The sequence below is a fragment of the Streptomyces sp. SCL15-4 genome (assembly GCF_033366695.1).
GTDB lineage: Bacteria > Actinomycetota > Actinomycetes > Streptomycetales > Streptomycetaceae > Streptomyces.
The window spans coordinates 2,207,447-2,224,988 of sequence record NZ_JAOBTQ010000001.1 but is presented as its reverse complement, the minus strand read 5'-3'; the positions used below and the strand labels follow the sequence as shown (position 1 = coordinate 2,224,988).

At 73.0% G+C, this 17,542-nt stretch carries 13 protein-coding genes; 10 read left to right on the top strand and 3 right to left on the bottom strand.

Going from position 1 to position 17,542, the window contains the following annotated elements:
- Positions 1–245 precede the first annotated feature (245 nt).
- Positions 246–1,169 carry an LLM class F420-dependent oxidoreductase gene (locus tag SCK26_RS09300; protein ID WP_318200809.1) on the top strand — a complete coding sequence of 308 codons (924 nt, stop codon included), beginning with the start codon at positions 246–248 and terminating at the stop codon, positions 1,167–1,169.
- A gap of 948 nt (positions 1,170–2,117) precedes the next feature.
- Positions 2,118–2,648 (top strand): hypothetical protein, encoded by a 531-nt coding sequence (locus tag SCK26_RS09295; protein WP_318200808.1) that lies wholly within the window; start codon positions 2,118–2,120, stop codon positions 2,646–2,648.
- Here SCK26_RS09295 and SCK26_RS09290 read toward each other — a convergent pair.
- On the bottom strand, positions 2,630–3,598 hold the full coding sequence (locus SCK26_RS09290) for a D-alanyl-D-alanine carboxypeptidase family protein (protein ID WP_318200807.1): 969 nt from the start codon (positions 3,596–3,598) through the stop codon (positions 2,630–2,632). The two genes, SCK26_RS09295 and SCK26_RS09290, sit on opposite strands and share 19 nt — an antisense overlap.
- 184 nt (positions 3,599–3,782) lie before the next feature.
- On the opposite strand from SCK26_RS09290, the gene SCK26_RS09285 reads away from it, so the two are divergent.
- The 6 genes from SCK26_RS09285 to SCK26_RS09260 all read left to right on the top strand — a co-directional run bounded on the left by SCK26_RS09285 (position 3,783) and on the right by SCK26_RS09260 (position 12,899).
- Positions 3,783–4,727 (top strand): hypothetical protein, encoded by a 945-nt coding sequence (locus SCK26_RS09285; RefSeq protein WP_318200806.1) that lies wholly within the window; start codon positions 3,783–3,785, stop codon positions 4,725–4,727.
- A gap of 87 nt (positions 4,728–4,814) precedes the next feature.
- Entirely contained in the window at positions 4,815–6,314 is a 1,500-nt protein-coding gene (locus SCK26_RS09280; protein WP_318200805.1) for a 3' terminal RNA ribose 2'-O-methyltransferase Hen1, read from the top strand.
- Entirely contained in the window at positions 6,311–8,854 is a 2,544-nt protein-coding gene (locus SCK26_RS09275; protein ID WP_318200804.1) for a polynucleotide kinase-phosphatase, read from the top strand. Before SCK26_RS09280 ends, SCK26_RS09275 begins: the two co-directional genes overlap by 4 nt.
- Before the next feature lie 181 nt (positions 8,855–9,035).
- Complete coding sequence (locus tag SCK26_RS09270) at positions 9,036–10,259, top strand: arginine deiminase (RefSeq protein ID WP_318200803.1); 1,224 nt, start codon at positions 9,036–9,038, stop codon at positions 10,257–10,259.
- Between the two features lie 61 nt (positions 10,260–10,320).
- Positions 10,321–11,343 (top strand): ornithine carbamoyltransferase, encoded by a 1,023-nt coding sequence (gene argF / locus SCK26_RS09265; RefSeq protein WP_318200802.1) that lies wholly within the window; start codon positions 10,321–10,323, stop codon positions 11,341–11,343.
- Positions 11,344–11,453: 110 nt separating this feature from the next.
- On the top strand, positions 11,454–12,899 hold the full coding sequence (locus tag SCK26_RS09260; RefSeq protein WP_318200801.1) for an amino acid permease: 1,446 nt from the start codon (positions 11,454–11,456) through the stop codon (positions 12,897–12,899).
- Here the strand turns inward: SCK26_RS09260 and SCK26_RS09255 are convergent.
- Positions 12,859–13,344 carry an ATP-binding protein gene (locus tag SCK26_RS09255; protein WP_318200800.1) on the bottom strand — a complete coding sequence of 162 codons (486 nt, stop codon included), beginning with the start codon at positions 13,342–13,344 and terminating at the stop codon, positions 12,859–12,861. The genes SCK26_RS09260 and SCK26_RS09255 overlap by 41 nt on opposite strands.
- Before the next feature lie 143 nt (positions 13,345–13,487).
- Between SCK26_RS09255 and SCK26_RS09250 the strand changes: the two genes are divergently transcribed.
- A complete protein-coding gene (locus SCK26_RS09250) occupies positions 13,488–14,315 on the top strand; it encodes an enoyl-CoA hydratase family protein (RefSeq protein WP_318200799.1) in 828 nt (275 codons plus the stop codon).
- A 5-nt stretch (positions 14,316–14,320) separates the two neighbouring features.
- Positions 14,321–16,720: a bifunctional salicylyl-CoA 5-hydroxylase/oxidoreductase gene (locus SCK26_RS09245; protein WP_412080724.1), complete on the top strand. Its 2,400-nt coding sequence runs from the start codon at positions 14,321–14,323 to the stop codon at positions 16,718–16,720.
- A 7-nt stretch (positions 16,721–16,727) separates the two neighbouring features.
- Here the strand turns inward: SCK26_RS09245 and SCK26_RS09240 are convergent, their stop codons facing one another.
- Positions 16,728–17,540 (bottom strand): PaaX family transcriptional regulator C-terminal domain-containing protein, encoded by an 813-nt coding sequence (locus tag SCK26_RS09240; protein ID WP_318200798.1) that lies wholly within the window; start codon positions 17,538–17,540, stop codon positions 16,728–16,730.
- Positions 17,541–17,542: the final 2 nt, after the last annotated feature.

Genomic DNA, 17,542 nt, shown 5'->3' with positions numbered 1-17,542 from the left:
CCCGCCTCGTGCTCACGCCGAGGCCGGGCGCCTCACTCGTGCGTGGCCCATGGCCGACCCGGCAGTCACAAGGCCGACCCTAACAGGCCCTCCCGGCCCCCGCACACGGGACAGCACTCGAGTGCCGAGGGCGGAGCGGCCTCGGTCTCCGCCCGCCGCCCCGGACGGATTTCACCCGTCCGGGGGCGGCCGTGCCGGGCGGTACCCGCGCGGTCGAGCCGGGCGGCGCCGTGCAGGATAGGTGTATGGACCTGCGAATCTTCACCGAGCCCCAGCAAGGGGCCACCTACGACACCCTGCTCACCGTGGCGAAGGCCACCGAGGACCTCGGGTTCGACGCCTTCTTCCGCTCGGACCACTATCTGCGCATGGGCAGCGTGGACGGTCTGCCCGGCCCCACCGACGCCTGGATCACGCTGGCCGGCCTGGCCCGCGAGACCAAGCGCATCCGTCTCGGCACGCTGATGACGGCCGGCACCTTCCGTCTGCCCGGTGTGCTTGCCATCCAGGTCGCCCAGGTCGACCAGATGTCCGGCGGACGGGTCGAACTCGGCCTGGGCGCGGGCTGGTTCGAGGAGGAGCACAAGGCGTACGGCATCCCGTTCCCGAAGGAGAAGTTCGCCCGGCTGGAGGAGCAGCTCGCGATCGTCACCGGGCTGTGGAAGACCGAGGTCGGCAAGACCTTCGACTTCCACGGCACGTACTACGACCTCACCGGGTCGCCGGCGCTGCCCAAGCCCGCGCAGCAGAAGGTCCCCGTGCTGATCGGCGGCCACGGCGCGACCCGTACGCCGCGGCTCGCCGCGCGGTACGCCGACGAGTTCAACATCCCGTTCGCCTCGGTCGAGGACAGCGAGCGGCAGTTCGGCCGGGTACGGGCCGCCGCCGCGGAGGCCGGCCGGGCCGCGGACGACCTGGTGTACTCCAACGCGCTCGTCGTCTGCGTCGGCAAGGACGACCGGGAAGTGGCCCGGCGCGCCGCCGCGATCGGCCGTGAGGTGGACGAGCTGAAGGCCAACGGCCTGGCCGGCTCCCCGGCCGAGGTCGTCGACAAGATCGGCCGCTACGCCGGCATCGGCTCCAGCCGGATCTACCTCCAGGTGCTGGACCTCGACGACCTGGACCACCTGGAGCTGATCTCCTCCCAGGTCCAGTCCCAGCTGTCGTAACCCGCCCCCACGACCGCCCCCCGGGCCCCGCCCGCCATGGCGCGGCCCGGCCCGACAGCCACGGCCCACGGGCCGTGGCCCGACGGCCAGCCGGCACGAGCCCGATGGCCCGCCCGCCGCGTACGCCCGGCTGTCGGACCTCCGCCCCGGCTCACCCGGCCGGGGCCGCCGGGCTCCTTGCCTGGCAGCCAGGCTGCGGCCGTCCGGCCGGATACGGCAGTCGGCGCACGAGCCCGAGGGCCCGCCCGCTGGGCGCGCCTGGGCTTCCTGGCCCTCGCCCCGGCTTCGTGGTTCCCGCCCCTGGCTTGGCCGGTGCGTGGTGGCGGCTTGGCCGGTGTGTGGTGCCGGGTTTCCGGGCCGGTGGCCTGGGCTCGCGGGCCGTGGGCGGACGGCCGGGTGCGGTCGGCCGGTGCGCGAGCCCGACGGTCCGCCCGCTGGGCGCGCCTGGGCTTCCCGGCCCCCGCCCCCGGCTTGGCCGGTGCGTGGCGCCGGAGATTCCGGGGCCGACGGCGGCCTGGATTCATGGGATGCGGCCGGCCGGATACGGCAGTCGGCGCGCGAGTCCGACGGTCCGCCCGCTGGACACGCCCGGGCTTCCTGGCCCCCGCCCCGGCCTACCCGGCCCCCGCCCCCGGCTTGGCCGGTGTGTGGCGCCGGTTTCCCGGGCCGGCGGCCTGGGGTCACGGGCCGTGGCCGGCCGGCCGGATACGGCAGTCGGCGCATGAGCCCGACGCTCCGGCCGCTGGGCGCGCCCGGGCGTTCTGACCCCCGGTTTCACGCGGCCCGTAGCTGCCTCCCGGCGCCTGGTCCGAGCGATGGCAGGGCCCCCGCGTCCCGTCCCCGTCCCCGCACAGCGGCGGCCCCTCTGCCCTCCGTTGTGACGAGGCTGTGACCGGAAGTGTGGCTTCCGACACGGTCGAGCGGGCGTGGGTCTGGTGGGATCGGCCGATGGACGATGACTCCCCGCTCGGCCTCCTGTTCGGGCTGTTGCTGTATCCGGCGCTGCTCGCGGTCCCCGTCTGGGGAATCACCGTCATCGTCAAGCTGCTGTCCGCGGCCCTGCCCGGCCGGCGCCCGGACTGGCGGCCGGACCTGCTGCGCTGGTCGGCGCGGATGGCGCTCCTGGGCGCCGTCGTCCTGTACGTGCTCGGCGCCGGAGGGGTCGCGCTGTCCGTGCACGAGTCGTCCTCCGGCGCCGACTCCACCCCGGCCCACGAGTGCCGTGACGACTTCCCGCCCGGCGTCCTCGTGGGCCAGACGGCCTCCTACGTGCCGCTCCGCTTCGACTGCGTCCTGGCCGACGGCAGCACCCGCTCCAGCAGCCCCGCCTACCTCTGGCTCAACGCGGGCGTCGCCGGCCTGGGCCTGGCCGCCGTGGTCCTCAAGGTGTCGGCGTCGATGGCGTCCGGGCGGTGGGAGGAGCGGGAGCCGGCCGCGCCCCGCTCCACCCCGCTCGGCCCTCAGCGCGTGAAGCCGTAGTCCAGGATCTTCGTCGCGTCCTTGAACCGCTCGTCCGCCGTACTGGCCGCCAGCACCGTGCCCACGACCGTCTTGGACCCACGGGTGGCCGCGAACACCAGGCAGAACTTCGCCTCCGGCCCGGACCCGGTCTTCACTCCGAAGGCGCCCCGGTAGGAGCCGAGAAGCTTGTTGGAGTTGTTCCACGGCGTCATGGCGTGCGTTCCGCCGCCGGGCCGGTACGACTTCATGTCGTCGTAGACCTTGGTGCCGACGACCTTCTTGAACGTCTTGTTCTTCAGCGCGGTCCCGGCCAGCTTGGCCAGATCACGCGGCGAGGAGTAGTTCTTGCCGTTGGACACCCCGTCGAAGGAGTCGAAGTGGGTGTTCTTCAGGCCCAGTTCACGCGCCTTGCCGTTCATCTTGGCGATGAACGACTTGGTCCGCTGGGCCGTCGTGGACCCCGTGCCGTAGGTGTCCGCCAGCGCGTAGGCCGCGTCGCAGCCCGACGGCAGCATCAGGCCGTACAGCAGGTCGCCCACCGGCATCGAGTCGCCGAGGATCAGATTCGCGCTGGAGTAGCGCTGGGTGTGCGACACCGGGTCGATGACGTAGTCGGTGTACTCCTTCTTGATCTTCACCTTCTTCCCGAGATCCACGTTCCGCTGCGACAGCACCACGAGCGCCGTCATGATCTTCGTGGTGGAGCCGGTGCGCAGCCGGGCGTCCGGCGCCTTGCCGAACAACTGCTTGCCGTTGGCGGAGTTCATGGCGTACGCGCCCTGGGCCGACACCCGCGGCGCCACCGCGGCGGCGCGGGCCGCGGGTGCCGCCGGGGCCGCGTGCACGGGCGCGGTCGCGAGGACACCCGCACCCAGCACGGCGCCTCCCGCCACCGCGACGGCGACGCTCCTGCGACTCCGGGCCGCCTGTCCGCGTCCGCGATGGCGGAATGTCCGGTCGATGGTCATGGGTTCCCCCTGGTCTTCGGTCGTTGGTCAATGGTCAGTTGACGAACGATCACTTCATCAGGTCTCCGGCCGGCGGGCCATAACGGATGTCACATGGCTCTCCCGTGAACCCCTGTGAACGCCACGTGCCGGAACTGTGGGTTCCGTCACAGCGCACGGGAACCGCGACTGGTCGTATGTCCCGGTGCGCAAACTCCTCCCTCTCGCTCTCACCGCCCTGCTCGCCGTGACGGCCTGCCAGTCCGGCGCCGGCGGCGACGGCGCCGCCGACGACGCCCGCGGCCTCAACACCATGGACTCGCTCCCGCTCCAGGCCTATCTGCCGGACCAGGAGTCCGGCGGCACGAAGGCCATCGACCGGGCACAGTGGATCCTGACCGGGCGGTGCATGCTCCGGCTCGGATTCACCGGCTTCCAGACGTTCGACGTCAGGAGCGTCGAGTCCACCTACCCGGTGCGCCAGGGCACTGCCACCGGTAGCAGCAAGGTCGGCGACGACACCCTGTACGGAGCGGACGACCCCGACCTGGCGGCCGAGTACGGCTACCACAAGCGACCGGCGGAGGAGCCCACCGAGCGTCCCTTGGCGTGGCCCGCCGACCAGTACGCGGCCCTCACCGGCCGTTTCGAGAGCGGTGACAGCCACCGGGCACACGGCAACCCCGTCCCCGACGGCGGCTGCCTGGGCGAGGCGAACCGGAAGCTCTACGGCTCCGGGCCGGCGCCGGCCGAGATCGGCGGGATACGGATCACCGGCTACTACACGGTCGTCATGAAGCTCTGGTCCGACGCGCGTGCGCGGGCCATGCGGGACCCCGCCTGGAAGAAGGCCGACCGCGCCTGGGCGACCTGCATGAAGGGCGAGGGCCTGCGCTACGCCGACCCGGACAAGGCGTCCACCGACATCGAATGGGTCCGCACCGAGAAGCCGTCGGCCAAGGAGAAGGAGACCGCCGCCGCCGACGCCCGCTGCAAGCTCGACACCGGCTACATCGAGGCCGTGCACGCCGTGGAGACCCGTGCGCAGAGGGCCGCCATCGACAAGAACACGAAGGTGCTTGAGGGCCGGCGAGCCGTCCAGGAGCGGGCCCTCGCGACCGCCCGCCAGGTCATCGCCGAAGCCTCCTGACCCAGCGGCCGACACCGGCCGGCGACCGCCTCGGCCGAGCCGAAAACCGGTGGTGGGCACGGGCCCCGGCCGGGGAGACTCGACCGCATGTTCGTGACGATCTCCACCACCGGCACGGCCGCGCGGCCGGCCACCGACCTGGGGTACCTGCTGCACAAGCACCCCGACAAGGCGCAGAGGTTCTCCACCTCCTACGGCACGGCGCACGTCTTCTACCCCGAGGCGAACGCCGAACGCTGCACGGCCGCGCTGCTGCTGGAGATCGATCCCGTCGCCCTGGTCCGCCGGGGCCGGGGCAAGGGCCGCGGGGGCGCACCCGACGCGGCCCTCGCCCAGTACGTCAACGACCGCCCCTACGCCGCCTCCTCGCTGCTCGCCGTCGCGCTGGGCAACGTCTTCTCCAGCGCCCTGCGCGGGGTCTGCGCCGCCCGGCCGGAGCGGGCCGCCGCGCCGCTGCCGCTGCGCGTCGAGGTCCCCGCACTGCCCGCCCGCGGCGGCCCCGACCTCGTACGACGGCTCTTCGAACCGCTCGGCTGGACCTCTCCCGCAGGCGGCGCCGACCGGGCGGAAGACGCCCCCTTCGCCGACCCGGTCCCGCTCGACACCGCGTTCCCGGAGTGGGGCGACTCGCGCTACGTCCGGCTGCTGCTGGAGTCCGAACGGCTCACGCTCGCCGAGGCGCTGCGCCACCTGTACGTCCTGCTGCCGGTGCTCGACGACGCCAAGCACTACTGGGTCTCCGCCGACGAGGTCGACAAGCTGCTGCGGGCCGGCGAGGGCTGGCTGGCCGGGCACCCGGAGCGGCAGCTGATCACCAACCGCTACCTCTCGCGCCGCTGGTCGCTGACCCGGCAGGCGAGGGAGCGGCTGGAACTGGTGCGGCTCGCGGAGGCCGACGACAGCGAGGTCGAGGACATCGACAACGCGGTGGCGGACGAGACCGGGACCGAGGAGAAGCCCACCCCGCTCGCCGTGCAGCGCAGGGAGGCGATCCTCGCCGCGCTGGGCACCGCCGGCGCCGGCCGGGTCCTGGACCTCGGCTGCGGCGAGGGCCATTTGGTACGGGCGCTGCTGAAGGACGCGCGGTTCACCGAGATCGTCGGCGTCGACGTCTCGCAGCGCGCCCTCGCCCTCGCCGCCCGCCGGCTGAAACTGGACCGCATGGGCGAACGGCAGGCGGCGCGCGTCACGTTGCTCCAGGGCTCCCTCGCCTACACCGACCGCCGGCTCAAGGGGTACGACGCCGCCGTGCTCAGCGAGGTGGTCGAGCACGTCGACCCGCCCCGGCTGCCGGCCCTGGAGTACGCCGTGTTCGGGCACGCGCGCCCCCGCACGGTCGTCGTGACCACGCCGAACGCCGAGTACAACGTCCGCTGGGAGAGCCTGCCCGCCGGCCACGTCCGGCACGGCGACCACCGCTTCGAGTGGACCCGCGAGGAGTTCCGCGCCTGGGCGGCGACCGTCGCCGAACGGCACGGCTACGAGGTGGGATTCACACCCGTCGGCCCGGACGACCCCGAGGTAGGCCCGCCCACCCAGATGGCGACCTTCACGATCAGAAGCGAGAAGGAGGCGAAGGCGGCATGACCGAGGCACCGCACAAGGGACGGACGCTTCCCGTCACCGACCTCTCCCTCGTGGTACTCGTCGGCGCCTCCGGCTCCGGCAAGTCCACCTTCGCCCGGCGGCACTTCAAGCCCACCGAGGTGATCTCCTCCGACTTCTGCCGCGGCCTGGTCTCCGACGACGAGAACGACCAGAGCGCGACCCGGGACGCCTTCGACGTCCTGCACTACATCGCCGGCAAGCGGCTTGCCGCCGGCCGCCGCACCGTCGTGGACGCCACCAGCGTGCAGCAGGACAGCCGGCGGCAGCTGGTCGAGCTGGCGAAGAAGCACGACGTGCTGCCCATCGCCATCGTGCTGGACCTGCCGGAGGAGGTGTGCGCCGAACGGAACGCGGCCCGCGCCGACCGGGCGGACATGCCCCGCCGGGTCATCCAGCGGCACATCCGCGAACTGCGCCGCTCCCTGAAGCACCTGGAGCGCGAGGGCTTCCGCAAGGTGCACGTGCTGCGCGGCGCCGAGGAGGTGGAGCACGCCACCGTCGTCACCGAGAAGCGCTACAACGACCTGACCCACCTCACCGGACCGTTCGACATCATCGGCGACATCCACGGCTGCTCCGCCGAACTGGAGGCGCTGCTCGCCAAGCTGGGCTACGCCGACGGCGTGCACCCCGAGGGCCGTACCGCCGTGTTCGTCGGCGACCTGGTCGACCGCGGACCCGACAGCCCCGGCGTACTGCGCCGCGTGATGTCCATGGTGAACTCCGGCACCGCCCTGTGCGTCCCCGGCAACCACGAGAACAAGTACGGCCGCCACCTCAAGGGCCGGAGGGTCCAGCCCACCCACGGGCTCGCCGAGACCATCGCGCAGATGGAGGGCGAGAGCGAGGAGTTCAAGGCCGAGGTCCGGCGGTTCCTGGACGGACTGGTCAGCCACTACGTCCTGGACGGCGGCCGGCTCGTCGTCTGCCACGCCGGCCTGCCCGAGAAGTACCACGGCCGCACCTCCGGCCGGGTCCGCTCGCACGCCCTGTACGGCGACACGACCGGCGAGACCGACGAGTTCGGGCTGCCGGTGCGCTACCCGTGGGCCGAGGACTACCGGGGCCGGGCCGCCGTGGTCTACGGCCACACACCCGTGCCCGAGGCCACGTGGCTGAACAACACGATCTGCCTGGACACCGGCGCCGTCTTCGGCGGCAAGCTCACCGCGCTGCGCTGGCCCGAGCGCGAGCTGGTCGACGTACCGGCCGAGCGGGTCTGGTACGAGCCGGCCCGGCCGCTCGCCACCGAGGCGCCCGGCGGCCAGGACGGCCGGCCGCTGGACCTGGCGGACGTGCACGGCCGGCGCGCCGTGGAGACCCGGCACGCCGGCCGGGTGGCGGTCCGCGAGGAGAACGCGGCGGCGGCCCTGGAGGTCATGAGCCGCTTCGCGATCGACCCGCGCCTGCTGCCGTACCTCCCGCCGACCATGGCACCGACGGCCACCTCGCGGACCGAGGGCTATCTGGAGCATCCTCAGGAGGCGTTCGCGCAGTACGCGCGGGACGGTGTCGCGCGGGTGGTGTGCGAGGAGAAGCACATGGGCTCGCGGGCCGTGGTCCTGGTGTGCCGGGACGCGCAGGCGGCACGGCGGCGGTTCGGGGCGGAGGGACCCACCGGGTCCCTCTACACCCGCACCGGACGGCCGTTCTTCGACGACGAGCGGACCACCGAGGAGATCCTCGGCCGGCTGCGCGCGGCGGTCACCGACGCCGGACTCTGGGACGAACTGGACACGGACTGGCTGCTGCTGGACGCCGAGCTGATGCCGTGGTCGCTGAAGGCCGCCGGGCTGCTGCGCGGCCAGTACGCGGCCGTGGGCGCCGCCGCCGGCGCCGTGTTCCCGGGCGCGCTCGCCGCCCTGGAGGCGGCGGCCGGGCGCGGGACCGACGTGGCCGCGCTGCTCGACCGGCAGCGGGAACGCGCGGCCGACGCCGCCGCGTTCACCGCCGCCTACCGCCGCTACTGCTGGCCCACCGAGGGCCTGGACGGGGTCCGGCTGGCCCCCTTCCAGCTGCTCGCCGTCCAGGGCCGCAGCCTCGCCGCGCTTCCGCACGACGAGCAGCTGGCCCTGATCGACCGGCTCGTGGAGTACGACGGCACCGGACTGCTGCACACCACCCGGCGGCTGTACGTCGACACCGGCGACCCCGAGTCGGTGCGCGCCGGCGTCGACTGGTGGCTGGAGATGACCGGCCGGGGCGGCGAGGGCATGGTCGTCAAGCCGCTCGGCGCGCTGGTGCGCGGGCCGGACGGACGGCTGGTGCAGCCCGGCATCAAGTGCCGGGGCCGCGAGTACCTGCGGATCGTCTACGGCCCGGAGTACACCCGTCCCGACCAGCTCGCGCGGCTGCGGCAGCGGTTCCTGAACCACAAGCGCTCGCTGGCCCTGCGCGAGTACGCCCTCGGCCTGGAGGCCCTGGACCGGCTGGCCGGCGGGGAACCGCTGTGGCGGGTGCACGAGGCGGTGTTCGGCGTGCTGGCACTGGAGTCGGAGCCGGTGGACCCGCGCCTGTAGGCCCCGCCGCGCCCTTGTGCCGCACGCGCACCGGTCCCCGCGGGGACCGGTGCGCGGCACGGTGGCCGGTGCCGTGCACCGCGGTCCGGGACTCCGCCCGCCGGGACCGTCATCCGGGGCCCCGCCGCCGGAAACCGACGAGCCGGGGATGAGAAGCGGTTCCGGCGGTCAGGATGGAACCATGGGATTCCACGTCGACTCCGAGGCCGGGCGGCTGCGCCGCGTCATCCTGCACCGGCCCGACCTAGAGCTCAAGAGGCTCACCCCCAGCAACAAGGACGCACTGCTCTTCGACGACGTGCTGTGGGTGCGCCGGGCGCGCGCCGAGCACGACGGGTTCGCCGACGTCCTGCGCGACCGGGGGGTCGAGGTCCACCTCTTCGGGGACCTGCTCGCCGAGACCCTGGCGCTGCCCGAGGCCCGCGCGCTGGTCCTGGACCGGGTCTTCGACGAGAAGGAGTACGGCCCCCTCGCCACCGGCCACCTGCGCGCCTCCTTCGACCGGATGACCCCGGCCGAGCTGGCCGAGGCCCTGGTCGGCGGCATGACCAAGCGGGAGTACCTGGCCGGCCACGAGGAACCCGCCTCCGTGCGCTTCCACGTCATGGACCTGGACGACTTCCTGCTGCGCCCGCTGCCCAACCACCTCTTCACCCGCGACACCTCGGCGTGGATCTACGACGGCGTCTCCATCAACGCCATGCGCTGGCCCGCCCGGCAGCGCGAGACCGTGCACTTCGAGGCGATCTACCGCCACCACCCGCTGTTCCGGGACGAGACCTTCCACGTCTGGTCCCGGGGCCAGGCCGACTACCCCTCCACCATCGAGGGCGGCGACGTGCTGGTGATCGGCAACGGCGCCGTGCTGATAGGGATGAGCGAGCGGACCACTCCGCAGGCCGTGGAGATGCTGGCGCACAAGCTGTTCGCGGCCGGCTCCGCGCACACCATCGTCGCGCTCGACATGCCCAAGCGGCGCGCCTTCATGCACCTGGACACGGTGATGACCATGGTCGACGGCGACACCTTCACCCAGTACGCCGGCCTCGGCATGCTCCGCTCCTACACCATCGAGCCGGGCGTCGGCGACCGGGAGCTGAAGGTCACCGACCATCCGCCGGAGCACATGCACCGGGCGATCGCCGCCGCGCTCGGCCTCGGCGAGATCCGGGTGCTGACCGCCACGCAGGACGTGCACGCCGCCGAACGCGAGCAGTGGGACGACGGCTGCAACGTCCTCGCCGTCGAACCCGGTGTCGTGGTCGCCTACGAGCGGAACGTGACCACCAACACGCATCTGCGCAAACAGGGCATCGAGGTGATCGAGATCCCGGGCAGCGAGCTGGGCCGGGGCCGGGGCGGGCCACGGTGCATGAGCTGTCCCGTCCAGCGAGACGCAGTATAGAAATGTGAAGGATCGTATAGACTTCCACAGTCCCCTGTAGTCATATCTCTGGAGCGCCCCCATGGCGACAGTCCCGACCGCCCTCGCCGGCCGCCACTTCCTCAAGGAACTGGACTTCACCGAGGCCGAGTTCCGCGGCCTGGTCGAGCTGGCCGCCGAGCTGAAGGCCGCCAAGAAGGCCGGGACCGAGACCCAGTACCTGCGCGGCCGGAACATCGCGCTGATCTTCGAGAAGACCTCGACGCGCACCCGCTGCGCGTTCGAGGTCGCCGCCGCCGACCAGGGCGCCCACACCACCTACCTGGAGCCCTCCGGATCGCAGATCGGGCACAAGGAGTCGGTGCGGGACACCGCCCGGGTGCTGGGCCGGATGTACGACGCGATCGAGTACCGGGGCGACAGCCAGGCCAAGGTCGAGGAGCTGGCCGCGTACGCCGGCGTGCCCGTCTACAACGGCCTCACCGACGACTGGCACCCCACCCAGATGCTCGCCGACGTGCTCACCATGACCGAGCACTGCGCCAAGCCGCTCGACGGGACCGCCTTCGCCTACCTCGGCGACGCCCGCTTCAACATGGGCAACTCCTACCTGGTAACCGGCGCCCTGCTCGGCATGGACGTACGGATCGTCGCCCCGAAGTCCTACTGGCCGGCCCAGGACGTCCTCGACCGCGCCCACGCGCTCGCCGACTCCAGCGGTGCGCGGATCACCCTCACCGAGGACATCGCCGAAGGGGTCCGGGGCGCCGACTTCGTCGCCACCGACGTCTGGGTGTCCATGGGCGAGCCCAAGGAGGTGTGGGCCGAGCGGATCGCGGCCCTCGCGCCCTACGCGGTGACCATGGACGTCCTGCGCGCCACCGGCAACCCGGACGTACGGTTCCTGCACTGCCTGCCGGCCTTCCACGACCTCGGTACCGCGGTCGGACAGCAGATCTTCGACGCGTACGGCCTCGACTCGCTGGAGGTGACGGACGAGGTCTTCGAGTCCGCCCACTCGGTCGTCTTCGACGAGGCGGAGAACCGGCTGCACACCATCAAGGCGGTGCTGGTCGCCACACTCGCCCGGGAAACCCTTGCCTGACCCGCCTCACCAGGCATTATCCTGACCGGCGGCCCGGAACCACCCCTTCCGGAGCCGTCGCCGCGGCCCCACCACGGCCGCCCGCACCACCAGAATCGAGCACCACCCGCATGCCCGCTCCCCGTATCAAGTCCCCGCGTCTGCTCGTCGCCGAGTCCGGCGCCGACCGCGAGGGACACGGCCTGAAGCGCACCATGGGCCTCTTCCAGCTCATCTGCTTCGGCGTCGGAGCCATCGTCGGCACCGGCATCTTCGTCGGCCTGTCCGACTCGGTCGCCCAGGCCGGCCCGGCCGTCGTCGTCTCCTTCGTCCTCGCGGCCCTCACCTGCGTCTTCACCGCCTTCTCCTTCGCGGAGCTGGGCGGCGCGATCCCGGTGTCCGGCTCCTCGTACTCCTTCGCCTACGCCGGCCTGGGCGAGTCCACCGCCTTCCTCGTCGGCTGGTGCCTGCTGCTGGAGTACGGCGTGTCCATCTCCGCCGTCGCGGTCGGCTGGAGCCAGTACGTCAACGAGCTGCTGCACAGCCTCACCGGCCTCCAGCTCCCGGCCGCCCTGTCCGCGGGCCCCGGGGACGGCGGCGTGGTCAACCTGCCGGCCGTGATCGTCATCGCCATGGCCTCGGTGCTGCTGGTGCGCGGGGTGCGGGAGAGTGCCCGGGCGACCGCCGCCATGGCCGCGGTGAAGCTCGCGATCCTGCTCGCCTTCTGCGCCGTCGGCTACAGCGCCTTCAAGGACGGCAACCTCACCCCGTTCTCCCCGGCCGGCCTCGGCGGCATCGGCGCGGGCACCACCGCCGCGTTCTTCTCCTACATCGGCTTCGACGCGATCACCACGGCCGGCGAGGAGGCGAAGAACCCGCGCCGGCACATCCCCGTCGCGATCATGGTCTGCATGGGCATCGTGACCCTGCTGTACTGCGCGGTCGCGCTCGCCGCGATCGGCGCCATCGGCGGCGACCAGGTCGCCGGCCGCCCCGCGGCCCTGTCCTACGTCGTCAACGAGGTCACCGGCTCGGCCATCGGCGGCGGTGTCATCGCCTTCGGCGCGGTCGTCGCCATCGCCTCCGTGGTCCTCGCCGTGATGTACGGCCAGACCCGCATCCTGATGTCGATGTCCCGGGACGGCCTGATCCCGCGCGTCTTCGAGAAGGTCAGCCCGCGCACCTCCACGCCGGTCGCCGGCACGCTGATCGTCGCCGTCGTCTTCGCGCTCCCGGCGGCCTTCGCCTCCCTCGACGCCGTGATGAACCTGTGCACCATCGGCACCCTCGCCGTCATGGCCGTCGTCAACGTCACGGTGATGGCCCTGCGCCGCCGCGAGCCGGGCCTCGACCGCAGCTTCCGCATCCCGCTGTACCCGGTGGCCCCGCTGCTCGGCATCGGCTTCTGCCTGTACCTGATGTGGGAGACCGGCTGGCGGACCTGGATCCAGTTCGCCGTGTTCCTCGCGGTGGGCCTGGCGGTCTACGGCGCCTACGGCCGCCGGCACTCCACGCTCGCGGACGCGCCGGCCGAGGTCACGCCGGCCGCCGCCGAGCGGGAACCACAGGCAGTCTGAACCACACCGCCTTGCCCGACGGGGTGGGGCGGTGACCGCAGGAGGAACTGAGGGCGCGGATCAGCAGCAGCCCGCGCCCGCCCTCCTGCCACACATCGGGCTCCTCGATCACCGGCCGGGTCAGGTGGCCGGGCGGCGCCGGGTCCGGATCGTGCACCTCGACCCGGCAGTCGGTCGGCCGCAGCTCCACCACCAGCTCTATCGGCCCGCGCCCGGCGGTGTGCTCCACCGCGTTGGCCACCAGCTCGGCGGTCAGCAGCTCCGCCGTGTCGCAGTCGGTCACGTGCTCCACCTCGGTGAGCGCCGTGCGCACCAGGGCACGCGCCACCGGCACCGCCGCCGCGGTGTGCGGCAGCGCGATGCGCCAGGAAGCCGATTCGGCGGAGGGTTCGTGCACGGCGAGTCCTTCATGGAGCAGGCTGTCCTGCTGTACGACTCCAGGCATGGTACGGGCCCCGCCGCGTGGGGCCGTCGCCGGGCCGGTCGCTCCGGCCGATTGTGTCGCGCCCTCGTGACGACGGTCACAAAGCGGTGATAACTTCGGAAGGCAGCAACGTACGGCACCGTCGCCGAAGGAGGCCGCGCGCCATGAGTCCCTTCACCGGCTCGGCCGCCCGCACGGCCGACTGGGAGCATCTGCGGGTGCGGATCGCCGACCAGGTCGCCACCGTCACCCTGGCCCGCCCCGAGAAACTCAACGCCCTCACCTTCGGTGCCTACGCCGACCTGCGCGACCTGCTCGCCGAGCTGTCCCGGGAGCGCGCGGTACGGGCCCTGGTACTGGCCGGGGAGGGCCGCGGCTTCTGCTCCGGCGGCGACGTGGACGAGATCATCGGCGCCACCCTCGCCATGGACACCGCCCGGCTGCTCGACTTCAACCGGATGACCGGGCAGGTGGTGCGGGCGATCCGCGAGTGCCCCTTCCCGGTGATCGCCGCGGTGCACGGCGTGGCGGCCGGCGCCGGCGCGGTCCTCGCCCTCGCGGCGGACTTCCGGGTCGCCGACCCCTCGGCCCGGTTCGCGTTCCTCTTCACCCGGGTCGGCCTGTCCGGCGGCGACATGGGGGCGGCCTATCTGCTGCCCCGGGTCGTCGGCCTCGGCCACGCCACCCGCCTGCTCATGCTGGGCGACCCGGTGCGGGCCCCCGAGGCCGAGCGGATCGGCCTGATCAGCGAGCTGGCCGAGGAGGGCCGGGCCGACGAGGCCGCCGCCGCCCTGGCCCGCCGCCTGGCCGACGGCCCGGCCCTGGCCCACGCCCAGACCAAGGCCCTGCTCACGGCCGAGCTGGACATGCCCCTGGCGGCCTCGGTCGAGCTGGACGCCGCCACCCAGGCCCTGCTGATGACCGGCGAGGACTACGCGGAGTTCCACACGGCTTTCACGGAGAAGCGCGCGCCGAAGTGGCGGGGGAGGTGAGCCGGATGCCGACCTCGGGGACACCCGCCTCAGGGGCGCGACCAGCCGCGGACGGCCCGCGCCCGCCGACGACGCACCACCCCCTGCGCGTGGCGGTCATCGGCGGCGGCCCCGGAGGACTGTACGCCGCGGCCCTCCTCAAACGCCTCGACCCGGCCCGCGACATCACCGTCTGGGAACGCAACGCGCCCGACGAGACCTTCGGCTTCGGCGTGGTCCTCTCCGACGAGACACTCGGCGGCATCGAACACGGCGACCCCGTCGTCCACGAAGCCTTGCGGCGGGACCTCGTCCGCTGGGACGACATCGACATCGTGTACCGGGGGACACGTCACCGCTCCGGCGGCCACGGCTTCGCCGCGCTCGGCCGCCACCGGCTCCTTCGGATCCTGCACCGGCGCTGCCACTCCCTCGGCGTACGGATCCGCTTCCGCACCGAGGCCCCCCACCCGGACATCCTCTCCGCCGAGTACGACCTCGTCATCGCGGCCGACGGTGTGCACAGCGCCACCCGCGAGACCTACGCCCATGTGTTCCGCCCCCATGTGGCCGCACACCACTGCCGCTACATCTGGCTCGCCGCGGACTTCGCCTTCGACGCCTTCCGCTTCGAGATCGCCGAGACCGAGCACGGCGTGACCCAGCTGCACGGCTACCCCTACGCCCGCCCGTCTCCCGACCACCACCCCTCGACGAGGCCCTCCGGGCCGCAGGATCAATGCGGCGCCTCCACCGTCATCATCGAGATGCGCGAGGAGGTCTGGCGGGCCGCGGGATACGGCGAACTCACCCCGCGCGAGTCCGCCGAGCGCTGCGCCAAGCTCTTCTCCGACGCCCTGGGCGGCCGTCCGCTGCGCTCCGGGAACTCCGTCTGGACCACCTTCCGTACGGTCGTCAACGACCGCTGGTCGCACGGCAACGTGGTCCTCCTGGGCGACGCCGCGCACACCGCGCACTTCTCCATCGGCTCCGGCACCAAACTCGCCGTCGAGGACGCCCTCGCCCTCGCCGCCTGCCTGGCGGAGCGGCCGGACGTGCCGGACGCGCTCGCGGCCTACGAGGAGGAGCGCAGGCCCGTCGTCGCCTCCACCCAGCGGGCCGCCCGGGCCAGCCTGGAGTGGTTCGAGAACCTCCGGCTGTACCTGCGCCAGCCGCCCCGCCAGTTCGCCTTCAACCTGCTCACCCGCTCCCGCCGCGTCACCCACGGCAACCTGCGGGTGCGCGACGCGCGCTTCACCGAGTCCGTGGAGCGCGAGTTCGGCTGCCCGCCCGGCACACCCCCGATGTTCACCCCGTTCCGGCTGCGCGGCCTGACCCTGCGCAACCGGGTCGTGGTGTCGCCGATGGACATGTACTCGGCCGCCGACGGCGTCCCCGGCGACTTCCACCTCGTCCACCTGGGCGCCCGCGCGCTCGGCGGGGCCGGCCTGGTGATGACGGAGATGGTGTGCGTCAGCCCGGAGGGCCGGATCACGCCGGGCTGCGCCGGCCTCTACACCGGACGGCAGGCCGAGGCGTGGCGGCGCGTCACCGACTTCGTGCACCGCCAGTCCCCGGGCACCGCGATCGGCGTCCAGCTCGGGCACTCGGGCCGCAAGGGGTCCACGAAGCTGATGTGGGAGGGCATGGACGAGCCGCTGTCCACCGGCAACTGGCCGCTCGTCGCCGCGTCCCCGCTGCCGTACAGACCGGGCAGCCAGATACCGCGCGAGCTGTCCCGGGCCCAGCTCACCGATATCCGCGAGCAGTTCACGGCGGCCGCCTGGCGCGCCGCACGGGCCGGCTTCGACCTGCTCGAACTGCACTGCGCCCACGGCTACTTGCTCTCCGGTTTCCTCTCCCCGCTCACCAACCGCCGCACCGACGCCTACGGCGGCTCGCCCGAGCGGCGCCTGCGCTTCCCGCTGGAGGTCTTCGACGCCGTCCGCGGGGTGTGGCCGGCCGAACGGCCGATGACCGTCCGGATCTCGGCCACCGACTGGGCCGACGGCGGGACGAGCGCGGAGGACGCCGTGGAGATCGCCCGCGCCTTCGCCGCGCACGGTGCCGACGCCATCGACGTCTCCACCGGGCAGGTGGTGTCAGAGGAACGGCCGGAGTTCGGACGGTCGTACCAGACGCCGTTCGCCGACCGGATCCGGCACGAGGTCCGCCTCCCGGTCATCGCGGTCGGCGCGATCTCCTCCTGGGACGACGTCAACTCGCTGATCCTGGCGGGCCGCACGGACCTGTGCGCCCTGGCCCGCCCGCACCTGTACGACCCGCACTGGACCCTGCACGCGGCGGCCGAGCAGGGCTACGACGGCCCCGGCGCCCCCTGGCCCGCCCCCTACCGCGCGGGCAGCCGACCTCCGCGCACCGGCCGCACCGACGCCCCCAAACCGCGTCTTTCACTGGAGAGTTGAGACGTCCTCACAGTCCCGCGAACCGCGCTCCCGCGTCCCGCAGGCGTTCGTGCAGGCCCCGGAAGACCTCCGCCGAGCGGACGCCGGGCCAGCCGGGCGGGAGCAGGCGGGTGGGCAGGCCCGGGTCGGTGTAGGGCAGGTGGCGCCAGGAGTCCAGGGCGAGGAGGTAGTCGTGGTAGGCCTCCTCCGGCGGGGTGTCCGAGCGGCGGGACCAGGCCCGCAGCACCGGCTCGTGCCGGTCCAGGAAGCGCTCGTGCTCCTTGGCGATCGCGGACAGGTCCCACCAGCGGGCCACCGCCTCGGCCGTGGGCGCGAAGCCCAGGTGCTCGCCGCGGAAGAAGTCCACGTACGCGTCCAGCCGCAGCCGGCGCAGGCTGTGCTCCGCCTCCTCGTACAGCCGCGCCGGCGCGATCCACACGCCCGGCGCCGCGGTGCCGAAGCCGAGGCCGGCCAGCCGGGAACGCAGCACGTGCCGCTTCTGCCGCTCCGACTCGGGCACCGAGAACACCGCGAGCACCCAGCCCTCGTCCGCCACGGGAGTGCCCGCGTAGATGCGCCGGTCGCCGTCGTCCAGCAACTGGCGTGCCTCGGCGGACAGCGCGTATCCGGCCGCGCCGGACTCGGCGCGGGCCGGCAGCAGCAGACCGCGCCGCTTGAGCCGGGACACCGAGGAGCGTACGGAGGGGGCGTCCACGCCGACGGCGGCCAGCAGCCGGATCAGCTCGGCGACGGGCACCGGGCCGGGCATGGAGCGGCCGTACGCGCCGTAGAGCGTGACGATGAGGGACCTGGGGGCGTGCTGCTCGGACACGTTGATCATTT